The 20,056-nt window shown below is 69.3% G+C and carries 21 protein-coding genes; 7 read left to right on the top strand and 14 right to left on the bottom strand.

All coding sequences use genetic code 11. The features are described 5' to 3' along the window. Positions 1–3 precede the first annotated feature (3 nt). Genes ACWEVS_RS43445 through ACWEVS_RS43390 form a run of 12 tightly spaced genes read right to left on the bottom strand, consistent with a single transcriptional unit; the run spans position 4 to position 12,172 of the window. Positions 4–1,743 (bottom strand): beta-ketoacyl synthase N-terminal-like domain-containing protein, encoded by a 1,740-nt coding sequence (locus ACWEVS_RS43445; protein ID WP_452556777.1) that lies wholly within the window; start codon positions 1,741–1,743, stop codon positions 4–6. Further along, positions 1,740–2,246 (bottom strand): 3-hydroxyacyl-ACP dehydratase FabZ family protein, encoded by a 507-nt coding sequence (locus ACWEVS_RS43440; protein WP_452417791.1) that lies wholly within the window; start codon positions 2,244–2,246, stop codon positions 1,740–1,742. Before ACWEVS_RS43440 ends, ACWEVS_RS43445 begins: the two co-directional genes overlap by 4 nt. A 29-nt stretch (positions 2,247–2,275) precedes the next feature. After that, entirely contained in the window at positions 2,276–2,539 is a 264-nt protein-coding gene (locus ACWEVS_RS43435) for an acyl carrier protein (protein WP_449930152.1), read from the bottom strand. Continuing rightward, positions 2,536–3,912 (bottom strand): acetyl-CoA carboxylase biotin carboxylase subunit, encoded by a 1,377-nt coding sequence (locus ACWEVS_RS43430; protein ID WP_452417789.1) that lies wholly within the window; start codon positions 3,910–3,912, stop codon positions 2,536–2,538. Before ACWEVS_RS43430 ends, ACWEVS_RS43435 begins: the two co-directional genes overlap by 4 nt. Next, entirely contained in the window at positions 3,909–4,370 is a 462-nt protein-coding gene (locus tag ACWEVS_RS43425) for an acetyl-CoA carboxylase biotin carboxyl carrier protein (RefSeq protein WP_449930156.1), read from the bottom strand. The genes ACWEVS_RS43430 and ACWEVS_RS43425 overlap by 4 nt, the downstream gene beginning before the upstream one ends. Continuing rightward, positions 4,363–6,030: an acetyl-CoA carboxylase carboxyltransferase subunit alpha gene (locus tag ACWEVS_RS43420; RefSeq protein ID WP_452556775.1), complete on the bottom strand. Its 1,668-nt coding sequence runs from the start codon at positions 6,028–6,030 to the stop codon at positions 4,363–4,365. Before ACWEVS_RS43420 ends, ACWEVS_RS43425 begins: the two co-directional genes overlap by 8 nt. Positions 6,031–6,072: 42 nt before the next feature. Beyond that, positions 6,073–6,525, bottom strand: a complete 453-nt coding sequence (locus ACWEVS_RS43415; protein WP_449930160.1) for an SRPBCC family protein — start codon at positions 6,523–6,525, stop codon at positions 6,073–6,075. A gap of 1 nt (position 6,526) precedes the next feature. Then, positions 6,527–6,805, bottom strand: coding sequence for a phosphopantetheine-binding protein (locus tag ACWEVS_RS43410; RefSeq protein ID WP_452556773.1), 279 nt, complete (start codon positions 6,803–6,805; stop codon positions 6,527–6,529). 60 nt (positions 6,806–6,865) lie between these two features. Next, a complete protein-coding gene (locus ACWEVS_RS43405; protein WP_452556771.1) occupies positions 6,866–8,074 on the bottom strand; it encodes a ketosynthase chain-length factor in 1,209 nt (402 codons plus the stop codon). Further along, positions 8,071–9,339 carry a beta-ketoacyl-[acyl-carrier-protein] synthase family protein gene (locus ACWEVS_RS43400; protein WP_449930166.1) on the bottom strand — a complete coding sequence of 423 codons (1,269 nt, stop codon included), beginning with the start codon at positions 9,337–9,339 and terminating at the stop codon, positions 8,071–8,073. Before ACWEVS_RS43400 ends, ACWEVS_RS43405 begins: the two co-directional genes overlap by 4 nt. Continuing rightward, positions 9,336–9,737: a cupin domain-containing protein gene (locus ACWEVS_RS43395; RefSeq protein WP_449930168.1), complete on the bottom strand. Its 402-nt coding sequence runs from the start codon at positions 9,735–9,737 to the stop codon at positions 9,336–9,338. Before ACWEVS_RS43395 ends, ACWEVS_RS43400 begins: the two co-directional genes overlap by 4 nt. A 14-nt stretch (positions 9,738–9,751) precedes the next feature. Beyond that, the gene (locus ACWEVS_RS43390; protein ID WP_452556769.1) at positions 9,752–12,172 is read right to left on the bottom strand and encodes a methyltransferase; all 2,421 of its coding nucleotides are present in this window, start codon (positions 12,170–12,172) and stop codon (positions 9,752–9,754) included. A gap of 120 nt (positions 12,173–12,292) precedes the next feature. Between ACWEVS_RS43390 and ACWEVS_RS43385 the strand changes: the two genes are divergently transcribed. From ACWEVS_RS43385 to ACWEVS_RS43370, 4 genes are read left to right on the top strand one after another with little or no spacing between them, the layout of a single operon-like run. Continuing rightward, entirely contained in the window at positions 12,293–13,003 is a 711-nt protein-coding gene (locus ACWEVS_RS43385; protein ID WP_449930172.1) for a class I SAM-dependent methyltransferase, read from the top strand. A gap of 13 nt (positions 13,004–13,016) precedes the next feature. Next, the gene (locus ACWEVS_RS43380; RefSeq protein ID WP_449930174.1) at positions 13,017–13,322 is read left to right on the top strand and encodes an antibiotic biosynthesis monooxygenase family protein; all 306 of its coding nucleotides are present in this window, start codon (positions 13,017–13,019) and stop codon (positions 13,320–13,322) included. Positions 13,323–13,326: 4 nt separating this feature from the next. Then, positions 13,327–14,136, top strand: coding sequence for a cyclase family protein (locus ACWEVS_RS43375; protein ID WP_449930176.1), 810 nt, complete (start codon positions 13,327–13,329; stop codon positions 14,134–14,136). A gap of 23 nt (positions 14,137–14,159) precedes the next feature. Further along, positions 14,160–14,972: an alpha/beta fold hydrolase gene (locus ACWEVS_RS43370; protein ID WP_452556767.1), complete on the top strand. Its 813-nt coding sequence runs from the start codon at positions 14,160–14,162 to the stop codon at positions 14,970–14,972. A 53-nt stretch (positions 14,973–15,025) separates the two neighbouring features. Here the strand turns inward: ACWEVS_RS43370 and ACWEVS_RS43365 are convergent, their stop codons facing one another. Then, complete coding sequence (locus ACWEVS_RS43365; RefSeq protein ID WP_452417780.1) at positions 15,026–15,697, bottom strand: RNA polymerase sigma factor; 672 nt, start codon at positions 15,695–15,697, stop codon at positions 15,026–15,028. 298 nt (positions 15,698–15,995) lie between these two features. Beyond that, the gene (locus ACWEVS_RS43360) at positions 15,996–17,195 is read right to left on the bottom strand and encodes an FAD-dependent oxidoreductase (RefSeq protein ID WP_449930182.1); all 1,200 of its coding nucleotides are present in this window, start codon (positions 17,193–17,195) and stop codon (positions 15,996–15,998) included. Between the two features lie 246 nt (positions 17,196–17,441). Here ACWEVS_RS43360 and ACWEVS_RS43355 point away from each other — a divergent pair, with 246 nt between their 5' ends. From ACWEVS_RS43355 to ACWEVS_RS43345, 3 genes are read left to right on the top strand one after another with little or no spacing between them, the layout of a single operon-like run. Continuing rightward, positions 17,442–18,020, top strand: coding sequence for a PadR family transcriptional regulator (locus ACWEVS_RS43355; RefSeq protein ID WP_449930184.1), 579 nt, complete (start codon positions 17,442–17,444; stop codon positions 18,018–18,020). Further along, positions 18,004–19,485, top strand: a complete 1,482-nt coding sequence (locus tag ACWEVS_RS43350) for an MFS transporter (protein ID WP_449930186.1) — start codon at positions 18,004–18,006, stop codon at positions 19,483–19,485. Before ACWEVS_RS43355 ends, ACWEVS_RS43350 begins: the two co-directional genes overlap by 17 nt. Continuing rightward, the gene (locus ACWEVS_RS43345; protein WP_449930188.1) at positions 19,475–19,942 is read left to right on the top strand and encodes a hemerythrin domain-containing protein; all 468 of its coding nucleotides are present in this window, start codon (positions 19,475–19,477) and stop codon (positions 19,940–19,942) included. Before ACWEVS_RS43350 ends, ACWEVS_RS43345 begins: the two co-directional genes overlap by 11 nt. Positions 19,943–20,056: the final 114 nt, after the last annotated feature.

The raw sequence follows: 20,056 nt of genomic DNA, 5'->3' as shown, positions 1-20,056 counted from the left end.
CCTTCATGCCGTCGTGGCGAGAGAGGCGATCGGGGCGGTCAGGAGGGCGCGGGGATCGGTGCCCGGCTCCGTGGCGGCCTGCAGTACGGCGCACCGGGCGGTGTGTCCTTCAGGGTGCGCCTGGTGTCGCACCGCGATCACGTAGCGGGCTTGGCCGGAGCTGAGCCACGACTCCGCGACCGTCAGAGCTGTGTCGACGGTGCCGTCGTCGGCCGCCGCGAGGACCAGCGACGGTCCGCGCAGGCCCCATTGGATGCAGGTGAGCCCGGCCAGGATGCCCGGGTTGGCGCCGGCGAAGCGCAGTGGCGAGACCCGGCCGCGGGTGGTCGCCTGAGTTGCGAGGGCCCTGGAGGTCGGCAGGGGCCGGCTGCCGGTGAGCACGATCACCGCCACGTCGTTCCGGGCGGCGAGCACGTCCTCCCCGCAGCCGCTCTCGCCCAGGGCCGCCTCGACCGCCGCGGCGGTCAACCAGGCCACCGGGTCGGCGTAGAGGGAAGGGCGGTTGGCGGAGCGGGTGGTGGGATCCTCGACCGTGACTGCACCATGACCGGCGACGGCCGGAAGACCGGGCCAGGTGACCTCTTCTCCGGCCCTCCGCTCCTCGGACCTGCTCTCCGTTCCCGCCGTGCCCTCGCCGTGCGAGAACCGGACACAGGTGTTGAACCCGCCGAACCCCAGCGTCAGGCTGAGCCCTGCCCCGCCGTGCAACTCCTGCGCCGTGCCGTCCGCCAGCCGCAGCGTGAAGCCAGGCATCGGCGAGTCCAGTCCCGCGAGCGGCGGCGTCGCCCGGTGCCGCAGCGCCAGGATGGTGGCGATCGCCTCGATCGCGCCGGTGGCGCCCAGGCTGTGGCCCAGGGCGCCCTTCGTCCCGAAGACGACCGGATCGCTCTCGGATCCGGCGAAGAGCTCGTGCAGGCTGGTCGCCTCCACCTGGTCGTTGACAGGGGTGCCCGTCCCGTGGGCGCACACCACGGCGACGTCTCCGGTGCCGCCCGGGCATCTGCGCACCGCGGCGACCACGCTGTCACCGGTGGGATCGGGAGCGGTCAGACCGGTGGCGTCGTTGGCGGAGCCCACGCCGTCCAGGCGGGCGAGGATGCGAGCGCCCCGGGCTCGAGCCGTCTCCTCCAGCTCCAGGACCAGGAACCCCGCGCCTTCACCGAGCACCATCCCGTCATGACCGGCGTCGAAGGCACGCAGCCCGGTCCTGCTCATCGTGCCGAGCGCCGAATGGCCCAGGCGCTTGGCCTCGCTCAGCACGTCGGCTCCACCCGCCACGCAGATCCCGGCCCTGCCACTTCGGAGCAGCGCCTCCGCGACGAGCAGGCTGTCGGCTCCCGCAGAGCAGGCAGTCGTCACACACAGCGCGGTACGCGGATGCCCGAGCCGGCGCGCGACCTCCTGGGTCCAGTGCCGTTCGGGCTCCTCCTCCGCGTCGAGCTGCCCTCCGAAACTGGTGCCGAGCACAAGCGTCACCGAGGGATCGTCCACCGCGACTCCAGCCTCAGCGAAGGCCTCGGCCAGCGTGCGGACAGCAAGGGCGATCTGCCGTTCTTCCGGAGCCACGGACACATACGGCGGGCACGGCACCTGCCCGGCAAGCGACGTGCGGAGCCGGTGCGGCGAGCCGACCGGGACGACGCCGGTGGCGCCCGCACACAGCCGGCGCCACACCTCGTCGAGCCCGTCCCCGAGCGGCGTGGTCCACGCCATCCCGGTGACGACGACCACGGGCGCGTTCACCACAACTGCCGGCCCATCGCGGCGACCGTTGTCCGGGTGAGCGTCCCCTTGAAGGCGGCGACCGTCGCGCTGCCGACGGACGCGCGACACGAGAAGAAGAACGCGTCGCCACGCAGCCGATCAGCCCGGACATCGAAGACGACCTGGTCGCCGGGCACGACCGGCTTGGTGAAGCGGGCGGTGACAGAGCCGATGAGGGTAAGCTCGTCCTCGGCCAGCGGCCTGGTGCTCAGCAGGTAGAGGATGATGCCCGACTGGGCGAAAGCCTGCATGAGATGACTGCCCGGGTAGATCGCACGCTCCGGGAAGTGTCCCGCGATCGCGTCGAGGTTGCCGGAGACGGACAGCAGGCTCCTGAGGAACACCCCGGGCTCATGGTCGGTGACCCGGTCGATGTAGATCATCGGGTGACGGTGGCGCAGCCACTTCTTCATCTCGGTGAAGCCGAGCGTACGGTCGGCCGACGACTGATCCGCCTGCGGTGACGCCGTCTGGAGTTGCATGGGGCGGTCCTTTCTTTCTCCGCGGGAAGTCAGCTGACCATTTCCTCGTCTTTTTGGAGATGCTCCACCAGCGCCTGGACCCCGCCGAGCGTGGTGAAGTGCTCGGGGGAGAAATCGTCGTCGTCGATGGTGATCCCGAAGGTCTGCTCAATGCAGACCCGCAGCTCGACGTAGCCGAGCGAGTCGAGGCCGTAGACATCGCGCAGGCTGTCGTCGGGCTGCATCCGCTCCGCCGGGATGTCGACGAGAAGCTCGGAGACGAGAATTCCCTTGATGGTCTGCAGGACGTTCACTGGTTTTCTCCAACAGGGTTGAATTCGTTTGTTAACGCGTCGACGAAGGCAGTGGAGTGCCTGGCCGCCACGAAATCCGGCTGGGCCAGCAGCCGCCGCAGCAGTGGGATCGTCGTGGCCATCCCTGGCCCCTCGACGGCGAACTCGGCCAGCGCCCGGTCGGCGCGGACGATCGCCTGCTCGCGCGTCGGCGCCCACACGATCACCTTGGCGAGCAGCGAGTCGTAGTCCGGCGGGATCACGTCGCCCTGGCCGAATCCGGAGTCGACCCGCACCCCGGGACCGCCCGGCGGGTGGTAGGAGGTCAGGCGGCCGGGCGTGGGGCGGAAGCCCGCCGACGGATCCTCGGCGTTGACCCGGCACTCGATGGCGGTGCCGGTCAGCGTGACCTGTTCCTGGGTGATGCCCAGGGGTTCACCGGCCGCGACGCGGATCTGCTCTCGCACCAGGTCGACACCGGTCAGCAGTTCGGTGACCGGGTGCTCCACCTGGATGCGCGCGTTGATCTCCATGAAGGTGATCTCGCCCGCGGCGTCGAGCAGGAATTCCATGGTTCCCGCCCCGGTGTAGCCGACACGGCGCGCCCCGGCCACGGCGTACTCGCCGAGCCGCTCGCGAACCCGGTCCGGCAGGAGTGGTGAGGGCGCCTCCTCCACCAGCTTCTGGTTGCGGCGCTGCAGCGAGCAGTCGCGGTCGCCCAGGTGCAGAACGGTGCCGTGCGTGTCAGCCAGGAACTGGACCTCGACGTGGCGCGGGGCCTGGACCAGGCGTTCCAGGTAGACCTCGCCGTTGCCGAAAACCTGGCGTGCCAGGGCGGTCGTGCGCCGGTAGACCTCGCGCAGCTCGGCGCGGTCGCCCGCGGGCTCGATGCCACGGCCGCCACCACCGGCGGCGGCCTTGACGATGACGGGGTAGCCGATCCGCTCGGCCACCTCCTCGGCCTCGGCCTGCGTCGCCACGGGACCGTCGCTGCCCGGCAGGATCGGCAGCCCGGCCGCGGCGAGCAGGGCGCGGACCCGTGCCTTGTCGCCCACGCACTCCATCACCTCCGGGCTGGGCCCGATGAAGACGACCCCGTGGTCGGTGCAGATCCGCGCGAAGTCCGCATCCTCGGAGAGGAACCCGTAGCCGGGGTGGATGGCTTCGGCGCCGGTGCGCAGGGCGGCCTCGATGATCGCGGGCGGGTAGCGGTAGCTGCGCTTGGCCGGGGCCGGCCCGATGTGCACCGCCTCGTCGGCGTAGGCCACGAAGCGGGCGTCGCGGTCGGCCGTCGAATAGACGGCGACCGTCTCGATGCCCAGCTCGCGGCAGGTCCGTGCGATGCGGAGGGCGATCTCACCCCGGTTGGCGATGAGGATCTTGCTGAAGCTCACGGCTCCTCCGCCCTGATCCGCACCAGCGCCTGGCCGTACTCCACGGGCGTCGCGTCGCCGGTCACGACCTCGACCACCTCGCCCGCCAGGTCGCTCTTGACCGGATTCATCAGCTTCATCGCCTCGACGATGCCGACGGTCTGTCCCGCCCGCACGTGCTCCCCCACCTGGATGTACGGCGGGGCGCCCGGCTCCGGCGCCACGTAGAAGGTGCCGACCAGCGGGGCGGTGATCTCGTGCAGACCGGTATCGTCCGCTTCCGTTTCCTCCTCCGGCGCCGTCACCAGCGGCAGCGGGGCAGCGGGTGCGGTCCCGTGCGCCCACGAGATGTCCAGTGCCCACTCGCCCATCCGCAGCGAGAGGCTGGCCAGCGGACCCGACACGGTCTTGACGATGTTGCCGGCCTCTTCGCGCAGCAGGCGGAGGACCGCGTGCCGCTCGTCGGTGTGCTCAGTCATCGGCGATCATCCCCAGCACCCGGAAGCGTTCGTAGCGATGTTTGCGAAGCTCGTCGCCGCTCAGCCCGGCGAGCTCGCGCAGGGCCTGCCGTACACCGGCCTTGAGGTGTTCGGCCGCGGCGGCCGGGGCGGTCTGGGCACCGCCGGGCGGCTCGGGCACGATGCTGTCGACGATGCCCAGGCGGAGCAGGTCCGGTGCGGTGATCCGGAGCGCCTCGGCCATACGCGGGCCGTGGGACGGGTCGCCGAACAGGATGGTGGAGCAGCTCTCCGGGCTGATCACCGAGTAGACCGCGTGCCGGAGCATGAGCACCTGGTTGGCCACCGCCAACGCCAGCGCTCCTCCGCTGCCGCCCTCGCCGATCAGGACGGAGACCACCGGCACCGGCAGTTCCGACATGCCGGCCAGGCACTCCGCGATCGCCCAGGACTGCCCGCGGTCCTCGGCGCGGATCCCGGGAGCCGCGCCCTGCGTGTCCACGAGCGTGACCACCGGCAGGCCGAGCCTGCCCGCCAGCCGCATCAGCCGCAGCGCCTTGCGGTAGCCCTCCGGATGGGCCAGCCCGAAGTTCCTGGCGACCAGCTCGTCGGTGCTGTGCCCCTTCTGGTGCGCGATGATCATGACGGGGCGGCCGTCGAGGAGCGCTGGGCCGCCGACGATGGCCGGGTCGTCGCCCTCCAGCCGGTCGCCGTGGAGTTCGACGAAGTCCGTGCAGATCCGCCAGACGTAGTCCAGGGCGGTGGGGCGGCGGGTGTCGCGGGCCAGGCGCAGCGTCTCGTACGGCGTCGGCGCCTCCTGTGGTCCCCCCGGCGCCTCCTGCAGTTCTTCCAGTGGTCGCTCCCACGCGGTGACCTGGCCCGGATCCCGGGCCGAGGTCACCGCCAGCAGCCTGGCCAGTAGCGGGCGCAGGCCGTCCCTGGTCTCGACCCGGTCGATCAGGCCGCGGCTCTTGAGGTACTCGGCCGTCTGGAAGCCCGGCGGCAGTTCCTCCCGAGTGGCGGCGGCGATCACCCGGGGGCCGGCGAAGCCGACGCGTGCCCCGCGTTCGGCCACCAGGACGTCGCCGAGGGTCGCGAAGGAGGCGGTGACCCCGCCGAAGGTGGGATCGGTGAGCACACAGACGCTGAGCGGCCCGGCCTCACGCAGCGCGCGCATGGCCTGGGCGGTCTTGGCCATCTGCATGAGGGAGACCGCGCCCTCCTGCATGCGGGCCCCGCCGGAGGTGATGGCCAGGATCAGCGGGATCCGCTCGCGCAGCGCCGTCTCGCAGGCGCGGGCGACCGTCTCGCCGACGGCCGAGCCCATGCTGCCGCCCAGGAAGGCGAAGTCCATCGCCGCCACCACGACCCGCCGGCCGCCGATGGTGGCTCCGCCGTACAGGATGGCGTCCTGCAGTCCCGTACGGCTGCGCGCCTCGGCGAGCCGCTCGGGGTAGGGCCGCGAGTCCGCGAAGCCCAGCGGGTCGCCACCGCTGACCTGCGGCGCGGGGGTGAAGGAGCCGGGGTCGGCGATGGTGTCGATCCGTTCCCCGGCGGCGAGCCGCTGGTGGTGCCCGCACTCGGGGCAGACGCGGCGCGATCGCAGCAGCCGCGGCCGGTAGACGAGCGCGGCGCATTCCCGGCACAGCTCCCAGTCACCGGCATCCTTCGCTATGGCCATGAGCAAGACTCCTCGAGGTCGGTCAGGAGCGTCGGGGCGCGCTCAGCCGCGCGCCTCCGCTTCGATGGCTTCCTTGATCAGCTTCAGCTGCACGGCTGAGTTGGCGTTGACGCGGTCGGCCATGCCGGCGTCGTCAACCGGCATCTCCGGCTTCAGCTCGAAGTCCTGCACCCAGCGCAGCAGGACTCCCTCGTCGGTCTGGAGGTACTCCCAGAACAGGAACATGTACTTGAACGGCCCGAGCTCGACCCGCTGGGAGCGCACGGTCCTGGTGGCGGGGTCGGCGGTCCGGTCCGACACCCAGCTCCACACGACCCCGTTCTCGTCGGGGTGCATGGAGAGCCGGAACCGCACGGTGGTGTCGGTCCGGTGCAGGATCTCCGCCGCGCTGTACTCGCTGAACAGCTTCGGCCACGACTCGATGTCGTTGGTCATGTCCCACACGAGGTCCATGGGCGCGGCGATCGTGATGGCATTGTCGGTGTGTGCTGACATTTCAGGACCTCACTGCGTTGTCCGGGGTGGCGGCCATGAAGGCGTTGACGTAGTCGACGGCCTGCCGCGGCGTGCGCAAGTGCTCCATCGTCTTGTCCGAGATCTGGATGCCGTGCCGGCGCACCAGCTGGGAGACCAGCTCGTACTTGGCGAGCGAGTCGTAGCCGAGGGACTCGAACTCCTCATCGGCGTTGCTCTCGGTCAGTTCGTCGGCGTCGTCGACGCGCAACATCGACCGCAGGTCTTCGAGGGTGAAGACGCCGGTTGCAGGCTCTGACATGGTGTCGCTCTCTCCTCGTCGAATCGGTGAGTCGAATCGGTGAGTCGAATCGGTTAAGGGTCATGCGCCGAGCACGACGGCCGAGACGAAGCCGCCGTGCCCGCGGGCCACGACCATCGCGTGCCTGACCACGCCCGGGCGCGGCTCGTTCAGCACGAGGTCGAGGTCGTAGAAATCGGGAACCGTGGTGGTCGCCGCCGTGTGGGGCACGCAGCCGTGGCGTATGGCGAGCAGGGCCGTGACCAGGTCGAGTCCGCCGCCCCCGGCGTGGAGCCGTCCGGTGAGCGCCTTCGGGACGGTCACCGGGACACCACCGCCGCCGAACACCTCGCCGATGGCCCTGGCCTCGTCGGCGTCGTCCGCGGGGACGGCCATCCCGTCCGCGAACACGACGTCCACATCTCGCGGCCCGATCCCGGCGTCGTCGAGGGCCCGCTCCATGGTCCGCCGCAGCGCCGACGGGCGGCCGGTCCACGGCGCCGGGTCGAAGCCCGCGGCGTGGCCGAGCACGGTGCCGTGGATCCGCGCCCCCCGCCGCCTGGCTTCGGCGGCGGGCTCCACGATGAGCATGGCGCCGCCCTCTCCTGGCACGTAGCCGGCCGCGGAGGCGTCGAACGGGCGGTAGGCATGCTCCGGTTCGTTCACGGTGGACAGGCGGCCCGAGGTGAGCTGGGCCGTCAGCCCGTAAGGGCACAGGGAGGCGTCGGTGCCGCCGACGATGGCGGCCTTCACCTCGTCCCTGACCAGGCGCCGCGCGAACGCGACGGCATCCAGGCCGCCCGCCTGCTCCGCGCAGAGCACCCCGGCCGGCCCCTTGGTGCCGTGGCGGATCGAGATCTGCCCGGAGGTCGCCGCGTAGAACCAGGCGATGGACTGGTAGGGGCTGACCCACGAGGGGCCGTGCTGGTAGAGCCGCTCCATCTCCTTCTGGCCGAACTCCGTGCCGCCCGACGAGCTCGCCGTGACCACGGCCACCGCGTACTCGGGGAGCTCGGCCGGGTCGAGCGCGGCGTCCTGGAGCGCGGCCTGGGCCGCGCTCAGCCCCATCTGGGTGAAGCGGTCGGTCTCCCTCACGAACCGGGAGGGCATGGTGCCCCTCGCCACGTAGTCCTCCACCTGACCGGCGACGCGGACGGGGTAGGAGGCCGGATCGAAGCGGCTGATGGGACGGATCCCGCTGCGGCCTGTGAGGACCGACGACCAGTGCTGGTCCAGGCTCTGGCCGGTCGGCGCGACGACGGCCATGCCGGTGATCGCGAGCGTGCTCATGGGCGAACCGTTCCAGGTGCGGCCAGCAGGACGGCGGTCTGGAATCCGCCGAAGCCGCTGCCCACGTTGAGGATCACGTTCATGCGGTGATCGCGGGCGACGAGCGGGACGTAGTCCAGGTCGCATTCCGGGTCGGGCACGTGCAGATTGGCCGTGGGCGGCACCACCTGGTGTTCCAGGGCGAGCACGCAGGCCGCCAGCTCGATCGAGCCGATCGCCCCCAGGGAGTGGCCGATCATCGACTTGATCGAGCTGATCGGCACCCGGCGGGCGTGGTCGCCGAGGCTGTCCTTGAAGGCCGCGGTCTCGTGCCGGTCGTTCTGCTTGGTGCCCGACCCGTGGGCGTTGATGTAGTCCACGGCGGTGGGGTCGAGCCGGGCTTCGCGCAGGGCGACGCGGATCGCCTCGGCCATCTCCCGGCCATCTGGGCGCAGGCCGGTCATGTGGAAGGCGTTGTTGCGCTGGCCGTACCCGACCAGCTCCGCCTGGATCCGGGCGCCGCGCGACCGCGCCCTGCTCTCCTCCTCGAGCACCAGGATCGCGGCGCCTTCGCCGAGGACGATGCCGTCGCGCCGGGCGTCGAATGGGCGCGAGGCGTGCTCTGGGTCGTCGTTGTTGGCCGAGGTGGCCTTGATCGCATCGAAGCACGCGTAGGTGATGGGTGACAGGGGCGCGTCGGTCGCGCCGGCGATGACGACGTCGGCCGAGTTCTCCTCGATCAGCCGGGCACCCATGCCGACGGCGTCCAGGCCGGACGTGCAGCCCGTGGAGACGAGCTGGACCGGCCCCTCGGCGCCCGCCTGCCAGGCCACCTCGGTGGCCAGCGTGCTGGGGACCATGTACCCGTACAGGTGCGGGACACCGTAGGTGTGGTCGACGAGCCACTGGCGGCCCTCGTCGGACAGGACCCGGTACTCCTCCTCCAGGGAGATCGTGCAGCCGACCGCGCTGCCGAGGCTGACCCCGACGCGGGCCGGGTCCACGCCGGACAGGTCAAGACCGCTGTCGGTGAGCGCCTCCCGCGTGCACACGACGGCGAACTGGGCGGCGCGGTCCATACGGCGCGTCTCGCGCTCGGTCAGGCCCGCCGCGCGCGGGTCGAAGTCGACCTCGGCGGCGAGCTGCGACCGGAACGGAGCGGGGTCGAACATGGTCAGGGTGCGGGTCGCGCTCTGGCCGCCGGCCAGCAGTTTCCAGAACGCGTCCCGCCCGACGCCACCGGGGGCGAGCACCCCCATCCCGGTGATGACGGCACGTCTCATCACGGCTCTCCCACTGACGGAAGGGGTTCCGTGTCGACGTGGCCGAGGTCGGGTCGCGGCGCCAGCGGCGAGAGATGGAACACGACGTGCGCCGTCGAGTCGCCCACGTTGGCCAGGCGGTGGCGTTGCCCGATGGGCACCAGGAACGAGTCGTCCGGGCCGAGGGCGATCGGCTCGTCCTCCACCTTCAGCTCGAGCTCGCCCCGGATGACGTGGATGAACTCCTCCGAGTACGGGTGATAGTGCTCGCTCACGTACTCCCCGGGCTGCAGCAGCACGGAGCCGCCGAACCCCGACGTGGCGCCGCAGGTCTTCTGGCTCAGCGTCACCCGGATCTCGCCGCCGCGGTGGCGGTTGGGCGTGACGTCCGCGGCGTTGATGACCTTCGTGGTGGTTGTCATGTCTCAGGCCCCGTTCAGTGGTCGAGGGAGTGGCCGATGAGCAGGCACATGGGAGAGGTGGTGTTGATCGTCTCCGCCAGGCTGAGGCCGGAGCGCTCGAACAGCTCGGCCATCTCCGCCTTGGTGCGTTCGCGGCCGCCGCGCAGCACCAGCATCTGCAGGTCCAGGAAGGCCGCGCGCTTGTCGCCCGTCATGAGCTGCTCGACCACGACGATCCGGCCCCCGGGGCGCAGGGCGGCGCGGCAGGCCCGAAGGATCCTGGCGGCCGAGTCGTCGTCCCAGTCGTGCAGCACCCGGTTGAGCACGATGGTGTCGGCCTGCTCCGGCAGCGACTCGAGGTAGTCGCAGTCCACCACGTCCAGCCGGTCGCCGAGCCCGGCCTCCCGCGCCTTCTCGCGGACCTTGGCGGTGACCGCGGGCCGGTCGAGCAGGACCCCGGTCAGCGACGGGTCGCCGGCGAGGATGTCGACCAGCAGGGTGCCGTGGCCGCCGCTGACGTCGGCGATCCGGCCGGCGTCGGAGAAGTCGTAGGCGTTCAGGATCGTCCGGTTGAGGAAGCGGGACAGACCGGTCATCGCCTGGTCGAAGAGGACCCCGTCCTCGGGCGACATGGTGTCGAGGAAGGCCGGCAGGCTCGTGCCGACTACCTGGTCGAGAGCCGGCTTGCCGTGCCGTACCGAGTATTCGAGCTGCGACCACGCCTGCCACTGCCAGTTCGAGCCGAACAGGCGGGCGACGGCTCCGACGGAGTGCGGGTGGCCGTCGGCCAGCACGGCCGACAGCGGTGTCTGCTGGATCTTGTCCTCGCCGGTGCGGGCGAAGAAGCCGACCGTGCTGAGCGCCGAGATCAGCCGGCCCAGCGCCGCGGGATCGCAGCCGCACTCGGCGGCGAGCTCGGCGAGCGTGCGCGGCCCTTCACCGAGCTGCTCGGCGATCCGCAGCTGCGCCGCGACCTGCAGGGCACGCGCGATCCACATCCCGTTCAGGAGCTCGAGTACGGCGAGCGGGGCGAAGTGCCCCTGCTGCTCCGCCTCCTCGGGCTCCTCCTCGACCGTCTCAGCCCGCGGCGGGATGTTCTGGTTTCCGGAGAAGACGTTGGCCGGGTCGTAGCGCCGCTTGAGCTCTACCAGCCGCTCGTACTTCTCTGGCCCGAAGGCGGCCTTGATCCGGTCCCCGCCCTCCTTGCCGATGAAGTTGAGGTAGGCGCCGCCGGTGCTGTACGGCTGGATCGCCCGGTGGAACTCGCGGGTCCAGGAGATCTGCCGCTCGGAGTCGGCCGGGTCCTCCCACATGGACAGGATGTGGATGTTGAAGGGCGCGTCGCGCTGGCCGAAGGCCATGGCGTCGTTGTCGACGCGGGCCAGCGCGCCGCCCAGCGGCATGAGGATCGTCTGCGTGAAGCGGGAGGGCACGCTCTGTGTGAAACGCACGATGTGGTCGATCGCCTCATCGGGCAGTTCAGCGAGGAACTCGGCCTTCCAGTAGTTCTGCATGCCGTCGTGGGTGCCGGGCTCCAGCAGCCCTTGCAGGTCGGTGTAGGCGATGGGCGCGACCATGTCACGCACGGGCGGGCCGAACTCGCGCAGCGGCCTGAGCACCTCCTCGCCCTCCTCGATGGGGCCGAAGTAGGACAGGACCGCGCCCACGACGGGCTTGCCGCGCGCGAACTCGGGGACGAACGGCTCGTCCGGCGCGGAGATGAAGGCGAGCCCGGCGCCGACCTCGTCCGGCGCCGTCGCCATGAAGTCGCGGAAATGCCGGATGAGGTCGGCGATCTGGAACGGCGGGTACATGACGAGCCCGCCGAGAACCTGCGGTCCGACCGGGTGGAGCTGGAACTCGAACTCGGTGACCACGCCGAAGTTGCCGCCGCCGCCGCGCACGCCCCAGAACAGCTCCTGGTTCTCCGTCTCCGAGGCTCTGAGCACCTTGCCGCCGGCGGTGACGATCTCGACGGAAGCGAGGGAGTCGCAGCTGAGGCCGAGCTTGCGCTCCAGCCAGCCGCTCCCGCTGCCGAGGGTCAGCCCGGCCACTCCCGTGCCGCGGACCCGCCCGCCGGTGACGGCCAGTCCGTACTTCTGCGCGGCGGCGTCGAACTCACCCCAGTTCGCGCCGCCCCCGACCCGGGCGCGCCGGCGGTCGGGGTCGATGGTGACGGAGTTCATGGGCCGCAGGTCGAGGCAGACCGAACCGTCGAGGACGGCGTCGCCCGTCACGCCGTGACCCCCGGCCCGCACAGACAGCGGCAGGCCCTGCCGCCTGGCGTGGGCGATTCCTTCGGCCACGTCGGCCGATGAAGCGCAGCGGATGATCAGGTCAGGTCGGCTGTCGATCATGCCGTTGAACACCTTGCGGTATTCGTCATAGTGCGGATCACCGGGCCTGACCACGCTGCCCTGAATGCGATGGTCGAGGGTCGACTCGTCAGAAGGCATGATTCTCCCTGGGACGGAGGGGGCTAGTGGAGAACGCGTATGCCATTCAGACGCGGGTGGGCATCGCCTGATACAGGAAAATATTCGGTATCTACGGCGGGGCTGCCCCGTCTGTAGGGCATGCCTTACACGCCGAGCGTCAGCAACAACGGTTATGAGCCTGAGCGGCGCCTGGAGCCTGAAGACCCGGCATACGCGGGCCAGGCCGCCTACACCCCATTCTTTCTGAAATACGTCTACGACCCGCTCGTCATCCGTTTCCAGAACAGGTTCACCTGGCGCTGTCCCAGCAAAGCCCTGCTCGCGCTTTATCGCGGGAACGCGTCGAGCGACCATCTCGACGTCGGCCCCGGGACGGGGTGGTACCTCAACAAATGCAGGTTCCCGGCCGCGGAGCCGCGAATAGCCCTGCTGGACGTCAACTCCGACGTTCTCCGCCGCGCCGCCGAGCGAATCGCCCGGCACCAGCCGCAATGCATCCGGGCCGATCTGCTGAAACCCCTCTCGCTGCGGAAAAGGCAGTTCGACTCGGTCGCCCTCGTCCATGTCCTGCACTGCCTGCCGGGCAACATCCAGGACAAGGCGCAGGTCTTCGACCAGCTCGCGCCGCTGCTCAGGCCGGGCGGCAGGCTGTTCGGCTCGACCATTCTCAGCCTCGGCGTGCCCCAGACCAGGCTGTCGCGTTCGCAGTTGGGCTACATGAACAAAATGGGCATCTTCGCCAACGAGCAGGACTCCCTGGAGGATCTCGAAAACGCGCTGGCGAAGCGGTTCACCCATGTCACGCTACACACCCGTGGCAGCGTCGCGCTGTTCTCGGTCACTGTCTAAGGAGGAATGCCGGATGACCGTTCGCATGATGCTCTTCTCGACCGTGGACGCGGAGCGGGAGCGCGAATTCGAGGCCGCGTTCAGCAAAGTCAGGGAACGCGTCGCCACCATGCCGGGGCACATCAGGGACGAGCTCCTCCGGCTGGAGGACACGGCCGGATCCTATGTCCTGGTCAGCGAATGGGAAAAACGCGAGCAATTCACCGCATGGCTGGAGTCGCCCGCCCACGACAGCATGACGGCGGAGATGCGGCCGTTCTTCCTCCGGCCCAGCGAGATGCGGTTCTATTCGCTCCGAGTCCCCTCTCCGCGAGGCTGATCCCATGCGCTTGATCGACCTGAGCATGACCATTGCCCAGCACCCTGACGACCCGGGCGTCCGGGATATCGACCGGTGGACTCACGACAGCGGTCCGGAACGGCTGGGCAATGCCGCGAAATCGCTGATCCAGCAGATCGCCGAACGCGAGGGAATTTCTCCCGTGCCTTTCCTGGAAAGGGAGCATTTTCCCGACGGCGTGTTCATGAGCAACGAGATCGTCACCCTCAGCGTGCACGGTGGTACCCATGTGGACGCTCCATATCACTACGGGCCGTCGTCGGCGGGCCGGCCGGCCAAGACGATCGAGGAGGTGCCGCTCGAGTGGTGCTGCGGCCCTGGGGTGCGGCTGTCGTTCCGCGACAAGAGGGCACTCGAGGTCATCACCGCCGACGACGTCCGGCGCGAGCTGGACCGGATCGGCCACCGGCTCAGGCCGCTCGAGGTGGCCCTCATCGAGACGGGCTGGAGCGAGCGCTGGCCGGATCCCGAGTACTACTCCGCGCACCCGGCGATGTCCCCCGAGGCGATCGAGGTCATCGTCGACCACGGCGTGAAGCTGATCGGGGTCGACACCGCCGGTTTCGACCTGCCGACCGCCCACATGATCGAGCAGTTCGTGAAGACGGGCGACTCCCGGCACCTGTGGCCCTGCCACATGTTCGGGCGCGAGCGCGAGTATCTGCAGATCGAACGCATGGCCGGCCTGGGCCGGCTCCCCGGGCCCACGGGCTTCACGGTGTTCTGCGCCCCGGTCCGGGTCCAGGGCGCCGGCGCCGGCTGGGCGCGGCCCGTCGCATTGATCGACCAGTGAACCGGCGCGAGGAGTCAGTCACCATGCTCGACCGAGAAGGCACCCTGGCCGACTACGTCAACGTGCGCGACGGTGTGCAGCTGTTCTGCCGCCATGCCGGTCCGCGTACGGCGGCGCGACTGCCCGTGATCATGCTGCACGGCAACCGCGACAACCACTCGCACTACGCCGACCTACAGGAGCTGCTCAGCCCGGACCATCACACCGTCGCCGTGGACTTCCGCGGCCACGGCCTGTCCTCGACGCTGGACGTCCCGCCGAGCGCGACGCTGTTCGCCGACGACATCGAGCAGCTGATCCTGCACTACGGCTGGGAGAAGGTGGTCCTGGCCGGGCACTCGCTCGGCTCGGCGGTGGCCATCACGCTGGCCGGCCGGCGGCCCGACCTGGTGGGCGGGCTCGTCCTCATGGGGTCGGCGGCTTCCTTCAGCCTGCCCTTCCGTCGGCCGGAGCAGGTGCCGACCAAGGAGACCTGGGCCGAGTACGTGCGCGAGGCCAACACCCGCGCCGTTCCCTTCTTCTTCCACGACAAGCATCCGGACGTCGCCAGGCGGGTCAGCGCCGCCTGGTCCGCCATCACCTTCGAGGTGCACCAGAACCTCGTCAGGATGCGCCATCCGGATCTGGAGGAGACGATCCGCGGGCTCACCGTCCCGGCCCTGGTCATCGCCGGCGAGCATGACAGATGCACCACCGTCGAGCAGGCCCAGTGGATCCAGCGGCACCACCGCGACGCACGGCTGCGCGTGATTCAGGAGACCGCGCACTTCATGTACATGGAACGCCCGGGGGCGGTGGCGGAGGAGATCCGCGCCTTACTGCTCGGCCTGACGTGACATCCTCCCGCAAAAACGGGTGATGGGGCGGCCGCGGCCGCCCCATCACCCGCTCAGGCCGATTCCCTCCGCCGCTCCGGCGAATCCCCGGCCATGCCCATCGACTCCCGCAACCGGGCGATGACACGCAGCCGGGTGGGCCCGATGCTGCCCACAGGCATTCCCATCCGCTTCCCGATCTCCACGTAGGACAGGGGCGGATCGGCGACGAGCAGGTTCAGCAACTGGCGGTGCCGGCTGCTCAGACCCTTGAGTGCGCGGGCCAGCGCACGCTTGCGTTCGTGGGCGGCGGCCTCTTCGATCCAGTCGTAGCTGACCGTGTGTGCCGCGTCGAAGAAGCTGGGCCAGTCGTCGAACAGCACCAGGGGCCGCGACCGCCGGATGACGTTCACGCACTCGTTCCTCGACGTGGTGGCGATCCAGCCGGCCAGCGACCGCGTGTTGCGGATGCTCTTGATGTGCTGGAGGAGCTTCAGCCAGACGACCTGGTTCACATCCTCGGCGTCCTGACTCTGGAGCCCGTGTCTGCGCGCTATCAGCTGGACCAGCGGGAGGAAACGGCACAGAAGGCTGTTCCACGCCCACTGGTTGCCGTCCCTGGCCAGCTTGACCAGCTCTTCCAGACGGCGGTCGTTGCGGAAATCCTCCTTGCCTTCACCGGCGTACTGCGCTTTCCCCGGTAAGGAACATGGCGCAGCCGCCGAAATCCGTTTTCTGCGGTTCAAAGCAACCCCTCGATCTCCCCGTGACGACACCTGGCCCCACTAATCGGCCAAATCCCCATGTGTCGCCTGTTGTAAAATCTGCCACTCGGCTACCAGTCTCATGCCGGAAAGCGCGAAATGTCAATCGTTGTGTGAATGAATTCAGCCAAACGCCTCGCCCGGCGATACGTGCTCTCATCTGCGAATACTCCGCAAAGAAAGGATGAAACCGGGCAGCACAATAACCCGTCCGATCTGCGAATGAGCAGATTCAGCGGGTCAAGTAGAAATTCATACGTGTTCGCGGAATTCCGCGAAATCAGGCCGAGACCCGTTCATTCCATTCGATGTGGTGATGGTGCATCCAGCCAAGGGAGGCTCCGCCATCGCCGGCGTAATATTTGAGCATCACCGGCATGATCATGTCGCGGATCATTCGCGTGACCGGCCCCACCGATTTGAAGGTTGACCATTTGGCGCCCGTGGCGACCACCCGCTCCACCCGCTCACGGCGAAGCGCCTCGTAGGCGCGGAACGCCTGCCGGACATCGGGCAGGTCACGCAGGCAGCGGCCGAGCTCGACCGAGTCCTCGATGGCCATCGACGCCCCCTGCCCGGCCGCCGGCGACGTCGCGTGCGCCGCGTCGCCGACGATGATCATGCGATCGCGGTGCCAGCGCGACACCGTGGGGATGTCGTGGAACGGCCACGCCGCGAGCTCGTGATCGGTGGCCTCGACGATCTTCCGGGCCGGTCCTGGATCCACGCCAAGCAGGTCGGCGAGCACCGCCCGCCAATGGGCGTCGCCAAGCTGTCGCAGCTCGTTCTGGCTCGGCTCGTTCGGGTACGGCGGGTTGGCGAACCACCACACCTCACCGCCCGGGGCTACGGTGTAACCGAAGAAACAACGCCGGCCGAAGACCATCTGATACTCCCCTGGCGGCACGTCGACCACCCCGGCCCTGGCATAACCGCTGATGTAGAGGTTGGGGATGTACCTGGCCGGCGGCGCGGCGGGATCGATCAGCGCACGCACCCTGGACTTGATGCCGTCCGCCCCGACGAGCAGATCGGCCTCACGCCTGGCGCCGTCCTCGAAGACAGCCGTTATGCCGCCGTCCTCGCCACTCATACCGACCAGCCGCCGGCCGTACTCAAATCCGATCCCGCGCCGCAACGCCTCGTCCCTCAGCGCCCCGCACAGGTCGGCTCGCCGGATCGTGCGCCCGACCGTCCCGTCGGCCAGCGGGAGGCCGGTGCCCGCCACGCCCAGGGAACGCCCGGTCCCGCTGCGGAAACGCATCTGCGGGGTGTCGAATCCCAGCCCGTCAAGGCACTTGTCCGCGTCGATCGCGCGTAAGGCGTCAATGCCGTTGACGTGCAGGATCACAAACGCGCCCACCCCTTCCGAGCCGCTGGGATGCGACTCGTAGACGACCGGTTCGAACCCCGCCAACTGCAGGGCCATCGCCACGGTCGGGCCCGCCACGCCTGCTCCGATAACTGCGACAGTCTTCATGATCCGTCTCCTCTGGTGAGGGATCGTGGAGTGGTCGTTCGGTCGCACAGGTCCAAGGGACTGCAGTCGCCGCCGACGCTGATCGCATCGCGACGGCGATCGAAGGGATACGTATCAGACGTGTCGGGGGCGTTCCAGATACGCATGGTTCGCCGATTCCCTCCATCCGGCGCCGGTTTTCCGGCCGCGCGATGTTGTGGACCTCAGACTCTTGCCTCCTACGACTACTCTCGCGAGACTAGTCGCGTGTCGTCAATACGCATCTTCATCCTCAGCGCGTTGTCGGAACGCGGCCCCATGCACGGGCACCACCTACGCCTCCTGTCCGAGGAGGAGCACCTCGACCTGTGGACCGACATCACCACCGGCGGGCTCTACGGTGCGATCAAGCGCCTCGCCGCCGAAGGACTGATCGAGGAGATGCTCAAGGAGACGGTGGGCTCCTACCCGACGCGCAAGATCTGGCGGATCACCGAGGCAGGTGCCCAGGCCCTGTCATCGCTCAAGATCAGCGGGCTGCGTGAAATCGTTCTCCGGCCCGACCCGTTCGACCTCGCCCTCACCCGGCTCGACCCGGACCGGCTCGATGGCCTGGAGTCCATCATCGCGGCCCGCCTCACCTCGCTGGAGGCGATGCTCACCGACTACGAGGCGCACATGCATACAGTCGCCCGCTACCTGTCCATGGCGGAGTCCCTCGCCATGCGGCACCACGTCGTGCGGCTGCGAGCCGAGATCGCCTGGCACCAGGAGCTCGTGGCGCAGCTGCCTCAGCTGATCCTCGACGAGAAAGCCCGGAGGAACTCGCATGACCCAGCAACATGAAACCCCGGTGACCACCCGTTCCACCTGGCTGGCGCTGGCCGTCCTGCTGGCGGGCGCCTTCATGGCGTTATTGGACAGCACCATCGTCAACGTCGCCATTCCGACGATCTACACCAGCCTCAACGCGTCGGAGGCCACGCTGTCCTGGGTACTGTCCGGCTACATGCTCGCGTACGGCCTGGCGCTGATTCCCGCGGGCCGCCTCGGCGACCGGTACGGCCACAAGCCGGTCTTCATCGCCGGGCTGGTCCTGTTCACGCTCACCAGCGTGGCCTGCGCGCTCGCCCAGAACGACCTGCAGCTCAACCTCGCGCGCGCCGCCCAGGGACTCTCGGCCGGCATCTTCTACACCTCCATCACCGCCTTCATCCACCTGATGTTCCCCGGCAGCCTCCGCGGCAAGGCCCTGGCGATCATGGGAGCGGTCATCGGCGTCTCCAGCGCCATGGGCCCGCTCGCGGGAGGCCTGATCATCGAGGCCTTCGGCGCGGAGAACGGCTGGCGCTACATCTTCGGCGTCAACCTCCCGATCGGCGTCATCGCCGTCCTCGCCGCATTCTGGCTGCTCCCCTCCGCCGGCAGGACCGAGGAGGACGACCGGGCCGACTGGGCCGGCCTCGTCATCCTCACCGTCGCGCTGGTCGTCCTGCTCGTCCCGCTCGTCGAGGGCCACAGCCAGGGCTGGCCGCTGTGGTCCTACCTCGTCTCGTTGCTCAGCGTGCCGATGCTCGGCGTGTTCGCCCTCTGGGAGCGCCGCGTGGCCAGGCGCGGCGGCAACCCCCTGGTCCCGCCGCACCTGTTCACCAGCCCCGCCTTCACCGGCGGCGTCGTGCTGGCCCTGGTCTATTTCGCCGCGTTCACCAGCATCTTCTTCACCATCTCGCTGCTGTGGCAGGCGGGGCTGGACGCGTCGGCCCTGGAGTCGGGCCTGCTGCTGATGACCTTCGCGATCGGCACCATCATCGGGGCCGCACAGAGTGACCAACTCGCCGCTCGCTTCGGCCGTACCGTGCTCATCATCGGCCTGGCCCTCGTGACAGCGAGCATGACCGCCATCCTGATCATCCTGGCTGTGGTCCCGCCCGGCAGCCTGCGGGGCTGGACGCTCGTCGCGCCGCTGGTCGTCGGCGGCATCGGCAGCGGGCTGTTCATCCCGCCCAACATGGACTTCATCGTCGCGACCGTCTCGCGGCGCGACGCCGGCGCCGCCAGCGGGGTCATCGGGACCATGCAGCGGGTCGGCAGCGCCATCGGCATCGCCGTGACCGGGCGGGTCCTGTTCGACACCCTGGACTTCACCACCGGTGGTTCCCCCGACGTGGTCTTCACCCGGAGCGCCACGTACGCCATGGGCGCCAGTGTCATGTTCGCGCTCGTCGCCATGGCACTCGTCTTCGCCCTGCCCAAGCACAGCGACGACGCCCCCGACTCCGCCAAGGGAAAGGAGCCCCTCCATGCTGCGTAACCGTATCTTCGCCTGGCATCTGGAGCTGAAGAACGTGCACCAGCGCCTGGAGAAGGCGCTGGAGGAGGCCAGAAAGGCCATCCGCGAGGGCAATCGTGCCTCCGCGCTCAAGCCTGAACTGCGCGAGTTCTGCTACACGTTCTGCTCGGCGATGGGCAGCCATCATCGCAGCGAGGACGCCGAGTTCTTCCCTGCCCTGCTCGAGCAGATGCCTGAGCTGGAGCCCATCATCACCCAGCTCACCCGCGAGCACGAGGTCCTCTCACAGCTCCTGGCCGATTTCCAGCGGGCCCTGGACTCCTCCGAGTCGTCGCCGCAGGAGCTCTTCCGGCAGATAAACGAGATCAAGGGTGCTATGAAGGCGCACTTCGGCTTCGAGGAGGGGTCGCTGAAACGTGCGCTGCGCGTCCTCGATGCTCCGGAGAGCGACAAGCAGCGGATGTTCGGTGACGCCTAGTCTAGTACTACAGCCAGGCTTTGTGATCTATAGCTGGATCTTGTTGTGCCGGAGCCAGCGTTTCCAGTAGTGGCTGCTGCGAGCGCCGGCTTGGTGGGCGCGGCGGTGGTGTGA

The sequence above is a fragment of the Nonomuraea sp. NPDC003754 genome, assembly GCF_053605785.1.
The sequence above is the reverse complement of the archived record's forward strand: the minus strand, read 5'-3'. Positions and strand labels throughout refer to the sequence as shown.

Excerpts from the sequence above, each read along its gene's own strand:
- ACWEVS_RS43440 (WP_452417791.1), bottom strand. The coding sequence starts at position 2,246 with ATGCAACTCCAGACGGCGTCACCGCAGGCGGATCAGTCGTCGGCCGAC.
- ACWEVS_RS43425 (WP_449930156.1), bottom strand. The coding sequence starts at position 4,370 with ATGACTGAGCACACCGACGAGCGGCACGCGGTCCTCCGCCTGCTGCGC.
- ACWEVS_RS43420 (WP_452556775.1), bottom strand. The coding sequence starts at position 6,030 with ATGGCCATAGCGAAGGATGCCGGTGACTGGGAGCTGTGCCGGGAATGC.
- ACWEVS_RS43415 (WP_449930160.1), bottom strand. The coding sequence starts at position 6,525 with ATGTCAGCACACACCGACAATGCCATCACGATCGCCGCGCCCATGGAC.
- ACWEVS_RS43410 (WP_452556773.1), bottom strand. The coding sequence starts at position 6,805 with ATGTCAGAGCCTGCAACCGGCGTCTTCACCCTCGAAGACCTGCGGTCG.
- ACWEVS_RS43405 (WP_452556771.1), bottom strand. The coding sequence starts at position 8,074 with ATGAGCACGCTCGCGATCACCGGCATGGCCGTCGTCGCGCCGACCGGC.
- ACWEVS_RS43395 (WP_449930168.1), bottom strand. The coding sequence starts at position 9,737 with ATGACAACCACCACGAAGGTCATCAACGCCGCGGACGTCACGCCCAAC.
- ACWEVS_RS43390 (WP_452556769.1), bottom strand. The coding sequence starts at position 12,172 with ATGCCTTCTGACGAGTCGACCCTCGACCATCGCATTCAGGGCAGCGTG.
- ACWEVS_RS43385 (WP_449930172.1), top strand. The coding sequence starts at position 12,293 with ATGCCTTACACGCCGAGCGTCAGCAACAACGGTTATGAGCCTGAGCGG.
- ACWEVS_RS43380 (WP_449930174.1), top strand. The coding sequence starts at position 13,017 with ATGACCGTTCGCATGATGCTCTTCTCGACCGTGGACGCGGAGCGGGAG.
- ACWEVS_RS43375 (WP_449930176.1), top strand. The coding sequence starts at position 13,327 with ATGCGCTTGATCGACCTGAGCATGACCATTGCCCAGCACCCTGACGAC.
- ACWEVS_RS43370 (WP_452556767.1), top strand. The coding sequence starts at position 14,160 with ATGCTCGACCGAGAAGGCACCCTGGCCGACTACGTCAACGTGCGCGAC.
- ACWEVS_RS43360 (WP_449930182.1), bottom strand. The coding sequence starts at position 17,195 with ATGAAGACTGTCGCAGTTATCGGAGCAGGCGTGGCGGGCCCGACCGTG.
- ACWEVS_RS43350 (WP_449930186.1), top strand. The coding sequence starts at position 18,004 with ATGACCCAGCAACATGAAACCCCGGTGACCACCCGTTCCACCTGGCTG.
- ACWEVS_RS43345 (WP_449930188.1), top strand. The coding sequence starts at position 19,475 with ATGCTGCGTAACCGTATCTTCGCCTGGCATCTGGAGCTGAAGAACGTG.